General features: G+C 56.3%; 14 protein-coding genes. 13 read left to right on the top strand and 1 reads right to left on the bottom strand.

What is annotated here, in order from left to right; all coding sequences use genetic code 11:
* The first annotated feature begins 207 nt into the window (after positions 1-207).
* The 3 genes from NYE69_RS13925 (at position 208) to NYE69_RS13935 (ending at position 3,497) form a co-directional block, all read left to right on the top strand.
* A complete protein-coding gene (locus NYE69_RS13925; RefSeq protein ID WP_340926628.1) occupies positions 208-1,185 on the top strand; it encodes a carbohydrate ABC transporter permease in 978 nt (325 codons plus the stop codon).
* Positions 1,182-2,006 carry a carbohydrate ABC transporter permease gene (locus tag NYE69_RS13930; protein WP_340926629.1) on the top strand — a complete coding sequence of 275 codons (825 nt, stop codon included), beginning with the start codon at positions 1,182-1,184 and terminating at the stop codon, positions 2,004-2,006. The genes NYE69_RS13925 and NYE69_RS13930 overlap by 4 nt, the downstream gene beginning before the upstream one ends.
* 84 nt (positions 2,007-2,090) lie before the next feature.
* A complete protein-coding gene (locus tag NYE69_RS13935; RefSeq protein WP_340926630.1) occupies positions 2,091-3,497 on the top strand; it encodes an ABC transporter substrate-binding protein in 1,407 nt (468 codons plus the stop codon).
* 403 nt (positions 3,498-3,900) lie between these two features.
* Here NYE69_RS13935 and NYE69_RS13940 read toward each other — a convergent pair whose 3' ends face one another.
* The gene (locus tag NYE69_RS13940) at positions 3,901-5,124 is read right to left on the bottom strand and encodes an MFS transporter (RefSeq protein ID WP_340926631.1); all 1,224 of its coding nucleotides are present in this window, start codon (positions 5,122-5,124) and stop codon (positions 3,901-3,903) included.
* Between the two features lie 573 nt (positions 5,125-5,697).
* Here NYE69_RS13940 and hemE point away from each other — a divergent pair.
* The 10 genes from hemE (at position 5,698) to NYE69_RS13990 (ending at position 17,643) form a co-directional block, all read left to right on the top strand.
* On the top strand, positions 5,698-6,759 hold the full coding sequence (hemE, locus tag NYE69_RS13945) for a uroporphyrinogen decarboxylase (RefSeq protein ID WP_340926632.1): 1,062 nt from the start codon (positions 5,698-5,700) through the stop codon (positions 6,757-6,759).
* A 69-nt stretch (positions 6,760-6,828) separates the two neighbouring features.
* A complete protein-coding gene (gene hemH, locus NYE69_RS13950) occupies positions 6,829-7,767 on the top strand; it encodes a ferrochelatase (protein WP_340926633.1) in 939 nt (312 codons plus the stop codon).
* 5 nt (positions 7,768-7,772) lie between these two features.
* Positions 7,773-9,197 (top strand): protoporphyrinogen oxidase, encoded by a 1,425-nt coding sequence (hemG, locus tag NYE69_RS13955; RefSeq protein WP_340926634.1) that lies wholly within the window; start codon positions 7,773-7,775, stop codon positions 9,195-9,197.
* A gap of 127 nt (positions 9,198-9,324) precedes the next feature.
* Positions 9,325-10,683, top strand: a complete 1,359-nt coding sequence (locus NYE69_RS13960) for a CapA family protein (RefSeq protein ID WP_328271206.1) — start codon at positions 9,325-9,327, stop codon at positions 10,681-10,683.
* A gap of 68 nt (positions 10,684-10,751) precedes the next feature.
* Complete coding sequence (locus NYE69_RS13965; RefSeq protein ID WP_340926636.1) at positions 10,752-11,513, top strand: glycerophosphodiester phosphodiesterase; 762 nt, start codon at positions 10,752-10,754, stop codon at positions 11,511-11,513.
* The gene (locus tag NYE69_RS13970) at positions 11,494-12,135 is read left to right on the top strand and encodes a fumarylacetoacetate hydrolase family protein (protein ID WP_340930397.1); all 642 of its coding nucleotides are present in this window, start codon (positions 11,494-11,496) and stop codon (positions 12,133-12,135) included. Before NYE69_RS13965 ends, NYE69_RS13970 begins: the two co-directional genes overlap by 20 nt.
* A 5-nt stretch (positions 12,136-12,140) precedes the next feature.
* Positions 12,141-12,983, top strand: a complete 843-nt coding sequence (locus NYE69_RS13975) for a DUF92 domain-containing protein (protein ID WP_340926637.1) — start codon at positions 12,141-12,143, stop codon at positions 12,981-12,983.
* A gap of 281 nt (positions 12,984-13,264) precedes the next feature.
* Complete coding sequence (locus NYE69_RS13980; protein ID WP_340926638.1) at positions 13,265-15,307, top strand: ABC-F family ATP-binding cassette domain-containing protein; 2,043 nt, start codon at positions 13,265-13,267, stop codon at positions 15,305-15,307.
* A gap of 592 nt (positions 15,308-15,899) precedes the next feature.
* The gene (locus tag NYE69_RS13985) at positions 15,900-16,493 is read left to right on the top strand and encodes an RNA polymerase sigma factor (protein WP_155621155.1); all 594 of its coding nucleotides are present in this window, start codon (positions 15,900-15,902) and stop codon (positions 16,491-16,493) included.
* Complete coding sequence (locus NYE69_RS13990; RefSeq protein WP_340926639.1) at positions 16,459-17,643, top strand: DUF4179 domain-containing protein; 1,185 nt, start codon at positions 16,459-16,461, stop codon at positions 17,641-17,643. Before NYE69_RS13985 ends, NYE69_RS13990 begins: the two co-directional genes overlap by 35 nt.
* Positions 17,644-17,787 lie beyond the last annotated feature (144 nt).

Below are 17,787 nucleotides of genomic sequence, written 5' to 3' on the forward strand. Positions count from 1 at the left end.
GCGCGATGCCGCCGTTATGAAGCGTTATGAAGGCGCGGAAGAACGGCGGTTTTTTGCGGTTTCCTGCGGCTATATTTTTTAACGTAATTTTACATATTTGACTTTAGATTGATGTTACGATAACGCTCTGTTGACACCCAAGCCTTACACTGGCAAAGGAATTATCCTGTACGACAAACTTCATTAGCAAAAAAGGAGGCATCCTCCATGAGCGAACTGGACAATCCGCTCAGTCTGCCGGGAAGCGGCCCATCCGCCGCGTTAACCGGATCCAAGACCCGCGTTGCCGGCCGGACCGCTTCGATAAAAAGGCAAAAGCTCCGCGAGAATACGCTCGCCTATGCATTTTTGGCCCCGTCGCTGCTGTTGTTCGGCGTTTTTTTGTTCTATCCGCTGCTGAAGTCGGTTTACTTAAGCTTGCACAGCACCGATCCGACCGGCCGCGTCGCCGCGTTCGTCGGCATGGACAATTTCGCCGGCCTGTTCTCCTCCGGTTTGTTCGTGAACGGAATGAAGGTCACCGCGCTGTTCGCTTTGCTGACGGTGCCGGCGGGGATGCTGCTCGCCCTCGCGCTCGCGGCGCTGACGCATTCGCGGCTGCCCGGCAAACGGTTGTTTCAATTTGCTTTTTCGCTGCCTTTGGTATTGTCCGTCGGCTCGGCCGCGGTCATTTGGAAGTTTCTGTTCCACCCGACGCTTGGAATGCTGAACTATTTGCTGGGACTTGCCGGCGTCTCCCCGGTGCAGTGGCTGGTCAGCCCCGATTGGGCGCTGGTATCCATAGCGCTGATGACCGTGTGGATGAATCTCGGCTTCAATTACATCATTTTGTCCAGCGGCATGCAGGGCATCCCGGACGAACTGTACGAAAGCGCCACGATCGACGGAGCCGGACCGATTGGCGTGTTTCGCAAAATAACGCTGCCGCTGCTGTCGCCAACGCTGTTTTTCCTGCTGGTCGTGTCGATCATCAGCGCGTTCCAGTCGTTTGGGCAGATCAATATTTTGACCATGGGCGGGCCGATGAACCGCACGAACGTGTTCGTCTATACCATTTACCAGGAGGCGTTCGTAAATTTCCGGTTCGGCACCGGAAGCGCCCAGGCGCTGCTGCTGTTCCTCGTCATCATGCTGCTGACCTTGATTCAGTTTAAGTGGGTGGAAAGGAAAGTGCATTATCAATGACCAAACTTACCGCAGGCCGGGCCGCCGTTACGCTGCTGCTCGCCGTTACGGCCGTGCTTGTGCTGTACCCCGTCGTCTACAGCTTTTTTATGGCGGTGATGACGCCGGAGGAAGCAAGCATGTATCCGCCGCGCATCGTGCCGCACTCGCTGAATTTGGCCAATTTCATCGAGGTGTTCGGCATTGTGCCGATCGCCGCTTTTATCGGGAACACGTTCCTTGTGTCCGGCGTCGTTATGGCCGGGCAGCTGATGACGTCCAGTCTGGCCGCCTACGCTTTTGCCAACATGCGCTTTAAGGGCAAAGGCCTGATGTTTGGCCTGTTCATGGCGACGATGATGGTCCCGTGGGAAGTGACGATGATCCCGAATTACCTGACCGTGCGCAGCCTGAATTGGCTCGACAGCTATCAGGGCTTGATCGTGCCTTTTTTGGCCACGGCGTTTGGCACGTTTATGCTGCGCCAGTTTTTCCTGCAGCTGCCGAAAGAATTGTTCGAGGCGGCGAAAATCGACGGATGCGGGCATCTCCGCTACTTCCTGTTCCATGTGCTGCCGCTGTCGCGGCCGGCGCTGGGGACACTGGCGGTGTACTCCTTTTTGAACATGTACAATGCTTATCTATGGCCGCTTCTCATTACGAACAGCAAACCGATGCGCACGGTACAGATCGGCATTTCGATGCTGGAGTTTCAGGAGACGACCTCCTGGAATCTCGTGTTCGCGGGGATCGTGCTGGCGATTTTGCCTTCCCTGCTGCTGCTCGTGTTCGGGCTGAAGCAGCTGGTCCGCGGAATGGCGGCGGGAGCGCTGAAGGGCTGACCGGTGAAAGGATATGCCGTGTGGCCGGTCGTTGTCAACTGCCGCTGGCAGATGATGAATATAAACAAGGGAGAGATTCGTATCATGAAAAGGTTTCGCCACAAAAACAGCATGCTGCTGCTGATCGCCGCCTTATTCGTCGTCCTGGCCGGCTGCGGCGGAAATTCGCACGGAGCCGCGAACGGCGCTGCCGACCAGACGGGCGGGGGGACGAACGCCCGCAGCGAAGACACCGCCAGCGCCAGCGGCAACGCCAAAAAACCGGTGCACATCACCTGGTGGCATTCGATGTCCGGCGCCGGGGAGAAAGCGATTAACGAGCTTGTATCCGATTTTAACGCCAGCCAATCCGACATCGAGGTGGAAGCGGTGTTCCAGGGGAAATACGACGAAAGTTTGAACAAGCTCAAAGCATCGCTCGGTTCAAACAGCGGGCCGGATTTGATCCAGGTGTACGAAATCGGCAGCAAATTCATGATCGACTCCAAGGCGATCACGCCGGTCCAGCAGTTCATCGATGCGGACGGATACGATGTGTCCCAACTGGAGCCGAACATCATCCGTTATTACACGATTGACGGTAAGCTGAACGCGATGCCATTCAATACGTCCAACCCGATTCTCTACTACAACAAGGACGCTTTCAAAGCGGCGGGACTCGACCCGGAAAATCCGCCGAAAACGTTTGAAGAATATGAAGCGGCGGCCAAGGCGCTGAGTAAAGACGGCAAACCGGGCGCGGCGATTGCGATTTACGGTTGGTTTATGGAGCAGCTGTTCGCCAATCAGAACGCCGAGTACGTGAATAACGGCAACGGCCGGGAAGGAGCGGCCACCGAGTCGCTGCTCGCCTCCGAAGCCGGCGTGCAAACGCTGGAATGGTGGAAAAAGATGGTCGACGAAAAGGTTGTCGCCAATCTGGGCCGTAAAACCGAGGACACGAACGCCGCCTTCGCCGCCGGCCAGGTCGCCATGACGCTGGATTCGACCGCTTCCCTGCGCAACATCGTAGAGATGGTCGGCGACAAATTCGAAGTGGGCACCGGTTTCCTGCCAAGACCGGCCAGCGCCAAGGAAGGCGGCGTGATCGTGGGCGGAGCCAGCTTGTACATCATGAACAACAAGCCGGAAGAACAGCAAAAAGCCGCCTGGGAGTTTATCAAATACGTGGCTTCGCCGGAAGCGCAGGCGAAATGGAGCGTAAACACGGGCTACTTCCCGATCACTAAAGCGGCCTACGACCAGCAGGTGCTAAAGGACAACATGGCGAAATATCCGCAGTTCCAGACGGCCGTCGACCAGCTTCACGCATCGGCAGCGTCAACCGCGACTTCCGGCGCCGTGATGGGCGTATTCCCGGAGGCGCGCCAAATCGTGGAAGGCGCGATCGAAGAAGCGCTGAACGGGCAAAAAGCGCCGCAGCAGGCGCTGGAAGACGCCGCCAAGCAAATTACCGATAAGATCGGTCAATACAACGCGACTGTGAAATAAATCCGAATTTGAAGCGGAAAATAAGGAGGAAGCCGGGCGACCCATGCCCGGCTTTTTCAATCGTGGGGAAAATTTTTAATGTTTGGATGCAGTTGCAGGAAATGCGATTAAAACATGCTAACCCGCTTTTTCGTAGAAATCTAGTTGTACGGTTTGCAATTACCGTTCGAGCCGGAGCTTCCGACGTGAATATGAATGTGAATGTGAATGGACCCCAATACCTGCGACTGGCTACCGTTAGGCTAACGGACTAGCCTCGCCTATGAGCCGCCCTAACCTCTCCAGAGCCGTGTACGAGCCGATGCAGTCCTCATCAGCAGCTATGAATGAGCCGATTCATGCTACCCCAGCAGCTATGAATAGGCCGATTCTGGCACTCCAGCCGCCACGTATGCCGCCGCACTCACCCGCGCCCATGGCGCAGAAGTGTGAATTTCGGCTTTTCGTACAGCTTGATGCGTACCCATATCGTGTTGATCAGGAGCAGGATGCCGGAGATGATGAACAGGCCCTCGATGCCGATAAAGCCGGCGAGGAAGCCGCCGATCAGCGAGCCCAGCATGTTGCCGAGGGCGAGCGTGCTGCTGTTGAAGCCGAACGCCCGGCTTTCCATCCCGTCGGGGGTGTAAAAGCGGATCAACGCGTTGACGCTCGGCAGCAATCCGCCCATAAAGACCCCCATCAGAAACCGGATGACGATAAGCTGCCAAACGGTATGGACAAACGCTTGCGGAATCAGCGTGGCCGCCGCCCCGATCAGGCAGTACGTCAGGATGCGATGGGCTCCGACCTTGTCGCTGACCCGGCCGAGCAGCGGCGAGGTGGCCATGTTGGAAATGCCGGTGACCGCGCTGACGAATCCGGCCCAGAACGAAACATTGGCCGCCGCCCCGTGCAGCTTCTCCACGTATAGCGGCAGCAGCGACATCGGGCTCAGCATGGCGAATTGCAACAGAAAGGTTACGGCGAACAACGCCGTCAACTGCGGCGTTTTGTTGAGCTCCAGGAACCCTTGCAGCACGGAGGGCTGCGGGGTATGGGCCGCTTCCTCGCGGTCGAAGTTTTCTTTCACGAACACGAGCGCAAGGACCGTGCCGATAAACATTAACACCCCGGTTATGTAAAAGATCGGGCGAAAGCCGATATACTCGGCCATTAGGCCGCCGATGAGCGGCCCCAGAATCGTGCCGGCGACGTTGCCGGATTGGATCGTGCCCATGGCGAAGCCCATTCGTTCCTTCGGCGCTGTGCCGGAGATGAGCGAAACCGAAGCGGGATTGAACCCGGAGATCGTCCCGTTGAGCAGCCGCAGCGCCAGCAGATGCCATGGCTGGGTCGCAAAGCCCATCAAGGTGATCACGATGGCCATGCCGAACCCTGAGCGAAGCAGCATGATTTTGCGCCCGTATTTATCGGAAAGCTTGCCCCAAATCGGCTGAAAAATAAATGACGTCGCAAAGTTGGCGGCGAAAATCGTCCCCGCCCACAGGCCGATGGCGTGCTCGCCTTGCACATGCAAATCCCTGGCCAAATACAGCGAGAGGAACGGCGTAATCATCGTCATCCCGGCATTGACCAAAAACGCTCCAAACCAAAGCACGATGAGATTGACTTTCCACGTCTTCAAAGTGCTTTCACTTCCTTTCCGCGCATCTGGTTGCAAACGACAAACTTCAAGAGCTATATAAGTGGAACTATTGATTGTCCGGATCGGGGCAGCCGTGTGAAATGTTCTTACGATCGCTGTTGTTCGCGGATTTCTGTAATTTAACTAAATTCAGATACGGTAGAAATCCGCTCACAAAGGCGACCAAGCATATGCTTCCGATGCAGCTTTCTTACAGAAAGCTTTGAGTTTCTTCAGAATCATTTCACACTCTTGCCTACTTCCGCATCTCTATAGTTCAACTTATATAGTTCAAAAAGTCCGTTTTTGATCACGTCTTCTAAGTATATCACAAGTAAGCCGGCGTAGTTTGCGGGCGGCTTCATCGCATTTTCATGCGATTGTCATGCGATCGTCATCCGATTTGCCGTTGTGACAGTTGTTACTTACTTTTAAAAAGGGCATAATGTAAATTAGAATGTTTATAGAGGAAGTGTGCTGAAAACTTGACTTTTTGAACATCGCTTAGAATGTAAGTCCTAATGGCCTAACTGCATTTAGAATTGCTTTTATAGCGTATTGGAGGCGTGTTGGTTGGTTTATAACGATCGTTTGATCCGGGCCTTGAGAAGCCAGGAGGTAGATCGTCTTCCTGTTTGGTACATGCGCCAGGCGGGCAGATATGATCCCGATTACCGAAAAATCAAAGAAAAATACAGCTTGCTGGAAATTTGCCGGCAGCCCGAGCTCGCGGCGGAAGTCACCCTGATGCCGGTCCGCAAGCTTGGGGTGGACGCGGCCATTTTGTATTCCGACATCATGAATCCGGTTGCTTCGCTGGGCGTCGAATTCGACATCGTCAAAAATATCGGACCGGTCATCGAGCAGCCGATCCGCACGGCGGCGGATATCGATCGTCTGAAGCTGATCGAGGTGGAAAAGGACTTGTCCCATATTCTGGAAACAATCTCCATCCTCGACCGGGAGCTGGACGTGCCGCTCATTACGTTTGCCGGCGCGCCGTTTACGATCGCCAGCTATTTGATCGAAGGCAGCCCGTCCAAAAGCTATATCCGCACCAAAGCGATGATGTACGGCGAACCGGAGCTTTGGTTTAGGCTCATGGACAAGTTGGGCGATATGGTTATCGCCTATTTGCGGGCCCATGTGCGAAGCGGCGGCAAAGCGTTTCAACTGTTCGACAGCTGGGTCGGGGCGCTGGCGCCGAAAGATTTTCAGAAGTATGTGCTGCCGACGGTCACTCGTATTTTTGCCGAACTTCGGGATTTGGATGTACCGAAAATTTATTTCCCTGGAGTAAGCTCGGGCGAGCTGCTGCCGACGTTGACCTGCCTCGCGGCGGATTGCATCGGCTTGGACTGGCGCGTGTCGATTTCGGAAGGCCGGCGCCGCACGGGCGGGAAGTTTGCCGTTCAGGGCAATCTGGACCCGTACGTGCTGACCGCGCCGATGGACGTCATCAAGCAGCAGGCCAAGGAAATTATCGACGACGGCATTAAAGCCCCCGGGTTCGTATTTAATCTCGGCCACGGCCTGTTTCCGGAAGCTTCGATCGACAAGCTGCGGGAGCTGACCGAATTTGTGCATGCCTACTCGGCCGAAGCGATCGCCAGCCGGGCGGTGCCGCGGACTTAGGCAGACGGCGCGGACGGCGTAATTTACTTTATTTTGAAATAATAATGGATCAGAGGTGACCCCATAATCGTGAAAACAAAAATCGGTGTTTTGGTGATGTCTTACGGCACGCCGGAGAGTATGGACCAAGTAGAGGCTTATTATACGCACATTCGGCGCGGCCATCCGCCAACCGCGGAGCAGCTCGCCGAACTCGTCGGCCGCTATGAGGCGATCGTCGGAGGCGTTTTTCCGCTGCGCGCCAACACGGACAAACAGGTCGCCGCGCTGCAGGAAACGTTAAACCGCCTGAACGCGGGCGCGGACCGGGAATTTGTTTGCTATCAGGGACTGAAGCATGCGCGGCCGTTCATCGAGGACGGCGTGGCCGAGATGGCCAAAGACGGGATCAAGGACGCCGTCGGCATCGTTCTGGCCCCCCATTACTCCGTGATGAGCATCGGCGGCTACATCAAACGGGCCGAAGCGAAAGCCCAGGAATCCGGGATCCGCATGAGCTTCGTACATAGCTACCATCTGCATCCGAAGCTGATCGAAGCTTTTGCCGCTCGGGTGTCCCGCAAGCTGGACCAGTTCGAGGAAGCCGGTGCCAAGCGGAACGAGGTGAAGGTGCTGTTCAGCGCCCACAGCCTGCCGGAGAAAATTTTGGAGATGGGCGATCCGTACCGCGACCAACTGATGGAAACGTCGCAAGCCGTTGCGGACAAAGCCGGGGTGAGCAACTGGCAATTCACCTGGCAAAGCGCGGGGCGGACGGCCGATCCATGGCTCGGTCCGGATATTCTGGACACTTTGAAGGACTTGAGCCCGGAGGTGGAGGACGTGCTGGTGGCTCCCGTCGGATTCGTGTCCGACCATTTGGAGGTGCTATACGACCTTGACATTGAGGCCAAAACGATCGCCAAGGAGCTGGATATGCGGCTGGAACGGATCGAATCGCTGAACACCGAACCGCTGTATATGGAGGCGTTAAGCGACGTCATTATGAATACATGGGAAAAGAGATGAGAACGATGAGCGAATCTTCCCGCAAGGTTGTCGTTATTGGCGGAGGATTGACCGGACTCAGCGCGGCTTTTTACATCCGCAAATTTTATGGGGAAAAAGGTGTTGAACCGCAAATCACGCTGCTCGAAAAAGGAAAAACGATGGGCGGCAAAATCGAAACCCTGGAGCAAGACGAGTTTGTGATCGAAAAAGGTCCTGACTCCTTCCTGGCCCGCAAAACGGCGATGATCGAGCTGGCGCGGGAATTGGGGCTGGAGCAGGAACTGGTGCAAATGAATCCGAACGCGAAAAAAACGTATATCGTCAGCGGCGGCCGCCTGCATCCGATGCCGTCCGGCCTGGTGCTCGGCATTCCTACCGAGCTGGAGCCTTTCCTCGCAACCGGCCTCGTGTCCTGGAACGGCAAAATGCGGGCGATGCTCGACCTGGTCACCCCGCCGCGCATGAGCGAGGAGGACGAATCGCTGGGGGCCTTTATCGAACGGCGGCTCGGCGCCGAGGTGCTGCAAAATATCACCGAGCCGCTGCTGGCCGGCATCTATGCGGGCGACACCTACAAGCTCAGCCTGCAGTCGACCTTCCCGCAGTTCGGCGAGGTGGAGCGGGCCTACGGCAGCTTGATCAAAGGCATGATGAGCGGGAAAAAGCCGGTCGAGACCCACACCGGAACGAAACGCAGCGCCTTCCTGACGTTCCGCAAAGGCTTAAAAACGCTCGTGGAAGGCCTGGTGAAGGGACTTTCCGGCGTGGATCAGCGGCTGGAAAGCGAAGTGGCGGAAATCCGGCGTTTGGGTGAAAGCCGCTACGAGGTCGTTTTGGCTTCCGGCGAAAAGCTGGCGGCGGACGACGTCATCGTGACCGTGCCGGCTTTTGCCGCGGCCGACCTGCTTAGACCGCACGTCGACGTTGCCGCGCTCGATGCGGTCAATTACGTCTCCGTGGCGAACGTCGTGCTTGCCTTTGAAAGGGAGGACGTGACCGGCAGCTTCGACGGCTCGGGGTTCCTCGTGCCGCGCAAGGAAGGCCTGAACATCACGGCCTGCACCTGGACCGGGATCAAGTGGCTGCATACGAGCCCGGAGGATAAGATGCTGCTCCGCTGCTACGTGGGCCGATCCGGAGACGAGGACAAAGTGTTCCTGTCCGATGAGGAGATCACCGCGCTGGTGCTGCGCGATTTGCAAAAGCTGATGGGCGTGACGGCCCGGCCGCTGTTCGCGGAAATTACCCGCCTGCCGAAATCGATGCCGCAGTATCCGGTGGGCCATTTGCAAAGCATCGCCGCTTTCCGGAAAGGGCTTGAGGCCGCGCTGCCGAACGTTTATGCGACCGGGGCTGCGTTCGAAGGCGTAGGTCTGCCCGATTGCATCAAGCAGGCCAAACAGCTGGCGCAGCGGATGGCTGAGAAATTGACGGTTCCTCAGGCCTAAGGAAAGTTCCCCCTGCGGGGGAATTTGCGACCCCTTGCCTATAAAATAGGCGAGGGGTTCTATTTATTTTCCGATCCCTGATATAATAAAATTATACGGTCAAATACAGCGTTAAAAGGAGTCTGTAATGTACCCGCCAAGATCGGAAAAACGCAAGCAACGAAAACAAGAAAAACAACACCGGCAAAACCGCTTGTGGGTGTTGATCAATTTGACTCTCATCTCGTTGATCATCGTGCTCGGGACTTATTTCTATTTGGAAGAACGCACGCGGCAGGACAGTGCCGGGAACGGCGCGGAACAAACGGGCGGCGATCCGAACATCGCTCTGGGAAATCAGGGAGATCATGAAACGCCGAATGTCTCTCCGGCACAGGAGGGAACCGGTGAAGATTCCGCTAAGGCGGATAACGGTTCTTCGCCCGGGAACGGGAACGCCGGGGCAGGAGACGCTGCTGCGGATGACGGAGCACCCTTGAACCCGGACGAATCCAGCTTGGAAGAGACACCAAATACCGACGGCGACAAGACGGAGAGCGGAGAGGAACTGCTGATCCATTTTGCGGGCGATACGATTTTTTCGGGCAAGGTGGAGGAAAAGCTCGAGCAAGCCGGCTATGATTATCCTTATAAGTTTGTTCAGGATTTGTTTCAAAACGATGATCTCAGCGTGCTGAACCTGGAAACGCCGGTCACGGCGGGCGGCGAAGCGGCCGAAAACAAAACGTTTGTGTTCAAATCGCCGCCCAAAGCGCTGGGCCCGATGGCCGCTGCCGGCGTCGACGCGGTGAACCTGGCCAACAACCATGTATTGGACCAAGGCGTCCCCGGTCTTAAAGATACGTTAAAGAATTTGCGGAAGAACGGAATTTTATATGTGGGTGCGGGCGAAAACAGTAAGGAAGCGTACGCGCCGGTTTACGTCGAACGCAAAGGCGTTAAAATCGCTTTGTTCGGCTTCAGCCGCGTCATCCCGGAGTATGAGTGGACCGCCTTGAAGAAGCACCCGGGCGTGGCGGCCGTATATGATCCCGAACCGGCGCTTGCGGCGATCCGCGAGGCGCGCAAACAGGCCGATCTGGTGCTGGTGGTGGCTCATTGGGGCAAGGAGCGTGTGACCGAACTCGAAGACCATCAGCAGGAATTGGCCCACGCGTTTATCGACGCCGGAGCCGATTTGGTGGTCGGCGGCCATCCGCATGTGATGCAAGGTTTGGAGAAATACAAGGGGAAATGGATTGCCTACAGTACGGGCAACTTTATTTTTACGAGATCGCTGGATCAGAAAACTTGGGATACCGCCGTATTTGCGGCAAAATGCACGCGTGAAGGGGACTGCAGGCTGCAGCTTGTCCCGTACCGCACGGAGCTGGGGCAGCCGGTGCCGATGACGGCGGAGGACGGGAAGAAGCTGCTGGAAGAAGTGAAGAGCTTATCGCCCGGCGTAACCATCAATGAGAAGGGCGAGGTGTCCGCCTCGGGGTGATCGGTGATCGGCGAGCAAACGAATGGAACATGAGTGCGAACGTCTATGGCTGCAGGGAGGCGATAAGCTTGCGTAATCAATGTGTAGCCCATCGGGGATTCTCCGGCATTGCGCCGGAAAATACGATGGCCGCGGTCAAGCTGGCGATGGAGCAGCCCGAAGTCCACTGGATCGAGGTCGACGTTCAGCTCTCCAAAGACGGCGTTCCGCTGCTGATTCATGATTTTACGCTCAACCGGACGACGAGCGGAAGCGGTCCGGTCAAGGACAAAACCTGGGCCGAGCTGCAGGAGCTCGATGCCGGCAGCTGGAAATCGCAAGCTTACGCGGGCGAGCGGTTGCTCAGTCTAAGCGAGTTCCTGGACGCGATCGCCGGCCGCCTGCGGGCTAATATCGAAATCAAAACGGAAGGAAATCGCTACCCCGGCCTGGAGGAAAAAGTGATTTCCGCCGTCAAGCGGCGGCATATGGAGCAGGAGGTTGTGCTTACCTCCTTCGAACCTCGCGTGCTGGCGAAAATCAGAGAAATCGGCCGCGGCATCCGCACCGGTCTGATCATCGACCATTATCCGAAAGACCTGCTGCTTCGGCTGCAGCTTCTGCGCTGCAATTTCCTGTCCATCCATTACCGCGCCTTAACGGCGGAGCTTGCGGACAAGGCGTCAAAGCGCGGGATCGAGGTGATGGCCTGGACGATGGACGAGGTGCGGCTGCTGCGGAAGGTTGCAGCGCTTCACCCCGGTATCCTGCTGTGCACGAACCGTCCGGATGTTTGGCGTACGGCTATTTTAAATTGGAGGAAATGCCATGATGAACAAATTGATCGCTAACGTATTTTGCGTCGGCCGGAATTACCGGGCGCACGCGGAGGAACTGGGCAACGACGTCCCGGCCGAGCCGATGATTTTCCTGAAGCCGTCCCATGCCGTAACCGTGATGGACGGGAGCGGAATCGCGCTGCCGGCAGACCGGGGAGAAGTGCATTACGAAGCTGAACTCGTACTGCGGATCGGCCGCGGCTATGAGCCGGGCATAACGGTCGACGAGCTGGTGGACGTGATGGCGTTCGGCATCGATTTTACGCTGCGGGACGTGCAAAGCGAACTTAAGAAGAAAGGCCATCCCTGGACGGCGGCGAAAGGGTTCCTCCATTCCGCGCCGCTCACGCCTTACATCGCCTTCCCCGGAGCCGCCGAAACCGCGCAGGAGGACTTCGTGCTGCGCAAAAACGGGGAAATCGTGCAGCGCGGCAACATCAGCCGGATGATTTTTTCTTTGCAGCAGATCGTGGATTACATCGCCGAACATTACGGGCTGGGTGCAGGGGACCTTATTTTTACGGGAACGCCCGAAGGAGTGGGGCCTGCCTGTCAGGGGGACAAGCTGGAACTGGCGTACGGTTCGCGGACGCTCGGCAGCTGCGTGATTGAAACCGGCCCGTCGGCAACATGATGATGATGGATTGGATCGTAGGGGCGCTATGCGCCCTGCTTGTGTCTGGGGCGGCTTACCTGAAACGTTCGTTGTCCCTGTCGGGGATGGTTGCGGCTGCGGTGATGGGGACGGTGTATTACGGCGCGGGCAGCCTGTTTTGGTTTGGCCTGCTGTTGCTGTTTTTCATTAGCTCGTCCGTGCTGTCTCATTATCGCGGCGACCGCAAGGAGGAATTGGAGCGCTCCTACGCCAAAAGCGGGCGCCGGGACGCCGGGCAGGTGCTGGCGAACGGCGGGCTCGGCATGCTGGCTTGCCTGGGCAACTGGATTTGGCCGGACCCGGGCTGGGGCTGTTTTTTTGTCGGCACGATGGCCGCGGTCACCGCGGACACCTGGGCGACCGAACTGGGCGGCCTTAGCCGGACAGCGCCGAGCTCCATTGTGACCGGACGGCGAATCCCTCCGGGAACGTCGGGCGGCGTGACCTTGCTCGGCAGCGCTGCGGCGCTGGCCGGGGCCGTCTTCATCGGCGGTGGGGCCTGGCTGCTGCTTGCCTGGACGGGGGATGCGGCGGGCGGCGAGCCCGCTGGCACTGGCACTGGCACCGGCGCATTTGGGCTTGTGCGCTGGGCGCTGATCGGCGGCCTGTCCGGTTTGTTCGGCGCGTTTGCCGACTCCTGGCTTGGGGCGACGGTGCAGTGGATGCACCGCTGCAGCGTTTGCGGCAAAGAGGTGGAGGTCGCTTCCCACTGCGGCCGGGAGACCGTGCCGGTGCGCGGCTTCCGCTGGATGAACAACGATGCGGTGAATCTGCTCAGTTCCCTGGCCGCCGGCGGGCTGGCCCTAGGAATCGGGATGATACTATAAATTGCGTGTTCAAAAAAGTCGGCTTTTCAGCATCGAAGCGTATGCTTTCGATGTGCGTTTTTTCTAAACGCTGTAGGTCGGATGAAGCTAGGGACGAAAGGAGCGGAGCGTACGTTTTGGGTACGTGAGCACCTGAAATGTTTCCGAAGGAAACATGCTTCGAAAGCATAAGCTTGGCCCGGCTGAATTCAAGATTCGATGCCGAATACGCTCCATGGTCTTGCTTCGTGATCAAAAGCTGACTTTTTGAACGACATCTAAATATAAAGTAGGGATCAGGCATGAATATACTAACCGTCGAACATATCACGAAAACCTATGGAGAAAAAGTGCTGTTTCAGGACGTCTCCTTCGGCATGGAGGAAAACGACAAAATCGGCGTCATCGGCGTCAACGGTACGGGCAAATCGACGTTTCTGCGGGTGATTGCCGGGCTGGAAGCGGCCGATGACGGACGTATTGCCATAAACCGGGATGTACGGGTGAATTTCCTCGCGCAAAACCCGCAATACGATCCGGAAATTTCTGTCCTGCGCGGGGTGTTTCAAGGCGGGGGGCCCGAGCTGCAGGTGGTGTCCGCTTATATGGAAGCCGAGGAAGCGCTGGAGCAAAGCCCGGAGGATGCCGCCCGGCAGGCGGAGCTTACGCGGCTGGCCCAGGAGATGGACCGGCTGCAGGCCTGGACGCTGGTCAGCGACGCCAAAAGCGTGTTGTCCAAGCTGGGGATCGGCGATTTTGGCCAAAAGATGGGCAGCTTGTCCGGCGGGCAGCGGAAACGGGTGGCGCTTGCCTCCGCGCTGATCGTCCCGTCCGAGCTGCTCATTATGGACGAACCGACGAACCATATCGACAACGATTCCGTGGCCTGGCTGGAAACTTATTTGCAGAAACGGCGCGGGGCGCTGCTGCTCATTACCCATGACCGCTATTTTCTCGACCGGGTCTGCAACGTCATGCTGGAGCTCGATCACGGGCGCCTGTTCCGCTACGAGGCGAATTACAGCCGGTTCTTGGAGCTGAAAAGCGAACGCGAGGAACGGGAAGCCGCATCCGAGCAGAAGCGGCAAAATTTGCTGCGCACCGAGCTGGCCTGGATTCGGCGGGGGGCGAAGGCCCGCTCGACGAAGCAAAAGGCGCGGATCGAACGGTTTGAGCAACTGCAGGCGGCGAAAACCGAATACAAAAGCGATGCGCTTGATATTTCGGTCGCCTCTACGCGCCTCGGGCGCAAAATCGTGGAGATTCACGGGATCCGCAAATCGGCGGGGGAACGGCTGCTGATCGGCGATTTGACCTATACGGCGGTGCCCGGAGACCGCGTCGGCATCGTTGGTCCCAACGGCAGCGGCAAATCGACGCTGCTGAACATGATCGCCGGGCGGATCGAGCCGGATCAGGGAGAAATCGTGATCGGCCAAACGGTCAAGCTGGGGTATTTCACCCAGGAGCACCAGGAGATGGACGGCAAACAGCGGGTGATCGAATATATCAAGGAAGCTGCGGAGGTCGTCGCCACGGCCGACGGGACGCGGATTACCGCGGCGCAGATGCTCGAGCGGTTTCTGTTTCCGCCGGACATGCAGTGGACGCCGATATCCAAGCTGTCGGGCGGCGAGAAACGGCGTTTGTATTTGCTGCGCGTGCTGATGGGCGCGCCGAACGTGCTGCTCCTCGACGAGCCCACAAATGATCTCGATATTCAGACCCTGACCGTGCTGGAGGCGTATTTGGACGAGTTCCCGGGCGCCGTATTCGTCGTCTCCCATGACCGTTATTTTCTTGACCGGACCGTCGATAAAATTATGGCGTTCGAAGGCGGCGGCGTGGTGGCCGTGCATGTCGGGGACTACAGCGACTATGAGGAGCGGCTGCGGGCAAGCGGCGGCGGATTAAGCAAGACCGCAGCTGGCGGCGGAGCGGGCAAGCCGGGATCCGGTGCCGGAGCGGGCAAGCCGGCGGCCGGCGGGGCGAAAGCTTCCGCAGGGAGCGGTTCGTCCGGTCCATCGGGATCGGGAACCGGCCATTCGGACGCGGCAGCGGGAACAGACGCCTCGAACAACCGCGGCGCTTCCCGCGGCGACAAGCTGAAATTCAGCTATAATGAACAGCGGGAATTTGAAACGATCGAGGCGACGATCGAAGCGGCCGAGCAGCGCCTGGCGGATATTGCCGGGGAAATGGAAGCGGCGGCGAGCGACGCTGCCCGGCTGCAGGAGCTGATGAAGCAGCAGGAGGAAGCTGAAGCGGAGCTGGAACGCCTTATGGAGCGCTGGACGTATTTGAACGAACTGGCCGAAAAAATCGCAGCCCAGCGCAATTCATAAAGCGGATGGCTTCACGTCTGGTTGCGGAATGCACACAGCTTAGGATAACGCTAAAAATGCGCTATTCCAGGACTTGAGCGCCCAAAAGATTGATTCAACTTAAAAATCGGCGCTAAGGGCGCTTGCGCGCTTGATGGCATGACCATGACCCCAATACCAATAAACAATACCAATACCATTGCCATTGCCATTGGATTAACTAACCACCATCCTTCAAAAATAGCGGTACTTTATGTACTTATTATCCGGATAAGATCATGCCCATCCCCATTAGCGGCATTTTTTGTCCTTATTATCCTATGAATGGTGCAGATCGCGGGCATTTCCTGGCGATTCGAGAATATAGCGACATAAATTTACTCTATTTCTCTATCAATGGGGGATATCGCCGGAATAGGGACATTTTTTACTCTTATCTTTTTCGCCGGAGTTTCTCACATCTACATCCGATGGACCCGAATGATGGTCACTTTGCAAAAGTTGGCCTCATCCGGGTCTTTATTTTTCGATTCACGCCAAAATTGAGGGACATGTCACAAAACGGCATTTTCGGGTTGTTATATAGGTGTAAACAGCAAAGGAGGTGAGCTTTTTGCAACCAGTCATCCCCGGGGAAACGACGGATGGGAACCTAAAAATCGAAGCGCTGATTGAGCGCGTGAAAGCTGGAGACAAAGAGGCTTACGCTCCCATTATTCAACGGTTTGAACGGCAAATGTATACGTATTGTTATTACATTTTGCGCAATCACGAGGAAACAAAGGACGCGGTTCAGGAGATTTTTATCAGGGCCTATATGAATCTTCATCAGTACAGCAATCAAGTTTCGTTTTCTGCCTGGCTGTACAAGGTAGCCTACCATCATTTGATCAATATGAAGAAGAAGCAGGCCCGATTGTTGAAATTGATCGACCGCTGCCAGGAACAGCATCCGGTGCCGGAGATCTCTCCGCATCAGTCGGCGGTAGAGGAACTATTAACGTATCTGACGGCGGAGGAACGCCATATCCTGCTGCTCAAGTCGGTAGAACAATACCGTTTTGAGGAGATTGGCGAAGTGATGGGAATCAAGCCGGCGACTTTGCGCAAAAAGTACGAGCGTATTCGCAAAAAGCTGATGGAAAAAGCCACTGAAAAAGGAGTGTTGGCCCATGGGACGTTTGCCGGATCGAACGGAGTCCGCTGAAATGGAGGCGATCAAACGAATGATTCGTCATTCGGCGATGCCGAAAACAAGCATGAGCGGTGAAATTATCGACAAAATTGGAGAGATGAATATGAGCAGAACGAGAAAACACGCTGCAAACAATAGGAAAGTATGGAAACGGACCGTAGTTGCCGCTTCGGCCGCCGCTATTCTCGGAGGCGGGATTATCGGCTCGGGATTCGTGTCCCCGGCGATGGCCGAGGCTTTAAAGCAAGTTCCGGTGTTCGGTACGATTTTTAAGGGCACCACCGAAGAGGCTGTGAAGGCCGCGATGGATCAGGGGCTCGTTAAAGACCCGAACCTGAGCGTAACGCATGACGGTGTGACGCTGAAACTGAGAGATCTATTGTATGACGGGACAAGATTGTCCTTTGTGCTCGACCGGGAAGGCGTTGATCTTGAGAACACGATCGCACCTTTTACCGAACAGGAAAAGCCTGAAGACCAACTGCCAAAAGGTTATATTAAAACGGGAGGACCGAAGATCTTTATTGACGGCAAAGAATTCAGTAATAAGGAAGCTACCTCGCTCGGCTATGGAGATTTCCCTCCTCGGGATAATGCCTTACGCGCAGAGTGGCAGTTGAACGACAAAACGGCTTGGGGTAATGAGTTTGAACTGACGATCCGGACCGAAGTGACGGGCGTTGATGAATCCTTCGAATTCAAGGTCCCGATGAAAATCGCGGACAATGCCGTGCTGCTCAAGCCTAACGCTACCAAAACTTACGAGGATTTCAGTTATACGGTAAATGAGCTGGTCATTACACCGGTGACCACCCGGCTGGTCATCGACAGCACCGGAAAAGTGCCGAGATCCGCGGAGCAAACCGGCGATTATATCGCCAGCATGATGTATTACGATATTGTCGACGATCAGGGCAACCTGCTGACCCAGAATAAGTTCGGATATTTCCACAGTGAGCCCAAAACCGAATACCATGTCGACGAGCTGTACAGTCCGTTTAACGGGACGCCGAAGTCAATCACCATCAAACCGTTTACCCTCACGGTGAATAAAAACGACTGGAGCGTAGTCGGTCAGGGTAAAGATAGCAATGGAACATACAGCCGTGGCGACAAAACTTATATCAAAGAACTCGAAGTAACGATTCCGGTTGAAAAATAAGTGACGAACGGGGCGGTTCTCGGGGCGAAAGCTCGGAGAATCGCCCCTTTGACTCACTACTGCAGGTGGAGGCGCAGTTTTCCTTTTTATGATATCATGGGGCTAAAGATTGAATGTTCGGAGCCCATCTTGAATCAGGAGAGT

The organism is Paenibacillus sp. FSL R5-0527 (assembly GCF_038008055.1).
Taxonomy (GTDB): Bacteria; Bacillota; Bacilli; order Paenibacillales; family Paenibacillaceae; genus Fontibacillus; species Fontibacillus macerans.

Coding starts and splice junctions, on each gene's coding strand:
- NYE69_RS13925 (WP_340926628.1), top strand. CDS start 208: ATGAGCGAACTGGACAATCCGCTCAGTCTGCCGGGAAGCGGCCCATCC.
- NYE69_RS13930 (WP_340926629.1), top strand. CDS start 1,182: ATGACCAAACTTACCGCAGGCCGGGCCGCCGTTACGCTGCTGCTCGCC.
- NYE69_RS13935 (WP_340926630.1), top strand. CDS start 2,091: ATGAAAAGGTTTCGCCACAAAAACAGCATGCTGCTGCTGATCGCCGCC.
- hemG (WP_340926634.1), top strand. CDS start 7,773: ATGAGCGAATCTTCCCGCAAGGTTGTCGTTATTGGCGGAGGATTGACC.
- NYE69_RS13960 (WP_328271206.1), top strand. CDS start 9,325: ATGTACCCGCCAAGATCGGAAAAACGCAAGCAACGAAAACAAGAAAAA.
- NYE69_RS13970 (WP_340930397.1), top strand. CDS start 11,494: ATGAACAAATTGATCGCTAACGTATTTTGCGTCGGCCGGAATTACCGG.
- NYE69_RS13975 (WP_340926637.1), top strand. CDS start 12,141: ATGGATTGGATCGTAGGGGCGCTATGCGCCCTGCTTGTGTCTGGGGCG.
- NYE69_RS13980 (WP_340926638.1), top strand. CDS start 13,265: ATGAATATACTAACCGTCGAACATATCACGAAAACCTATGGAGAAAAA.
- NYE69_RS13990 (WP_340926639.1), top strand. CDS start 16,459: ATGGGACGTTTGCCGGATCGAACGGAGTCCGCTGAAATGGAGGCGATC.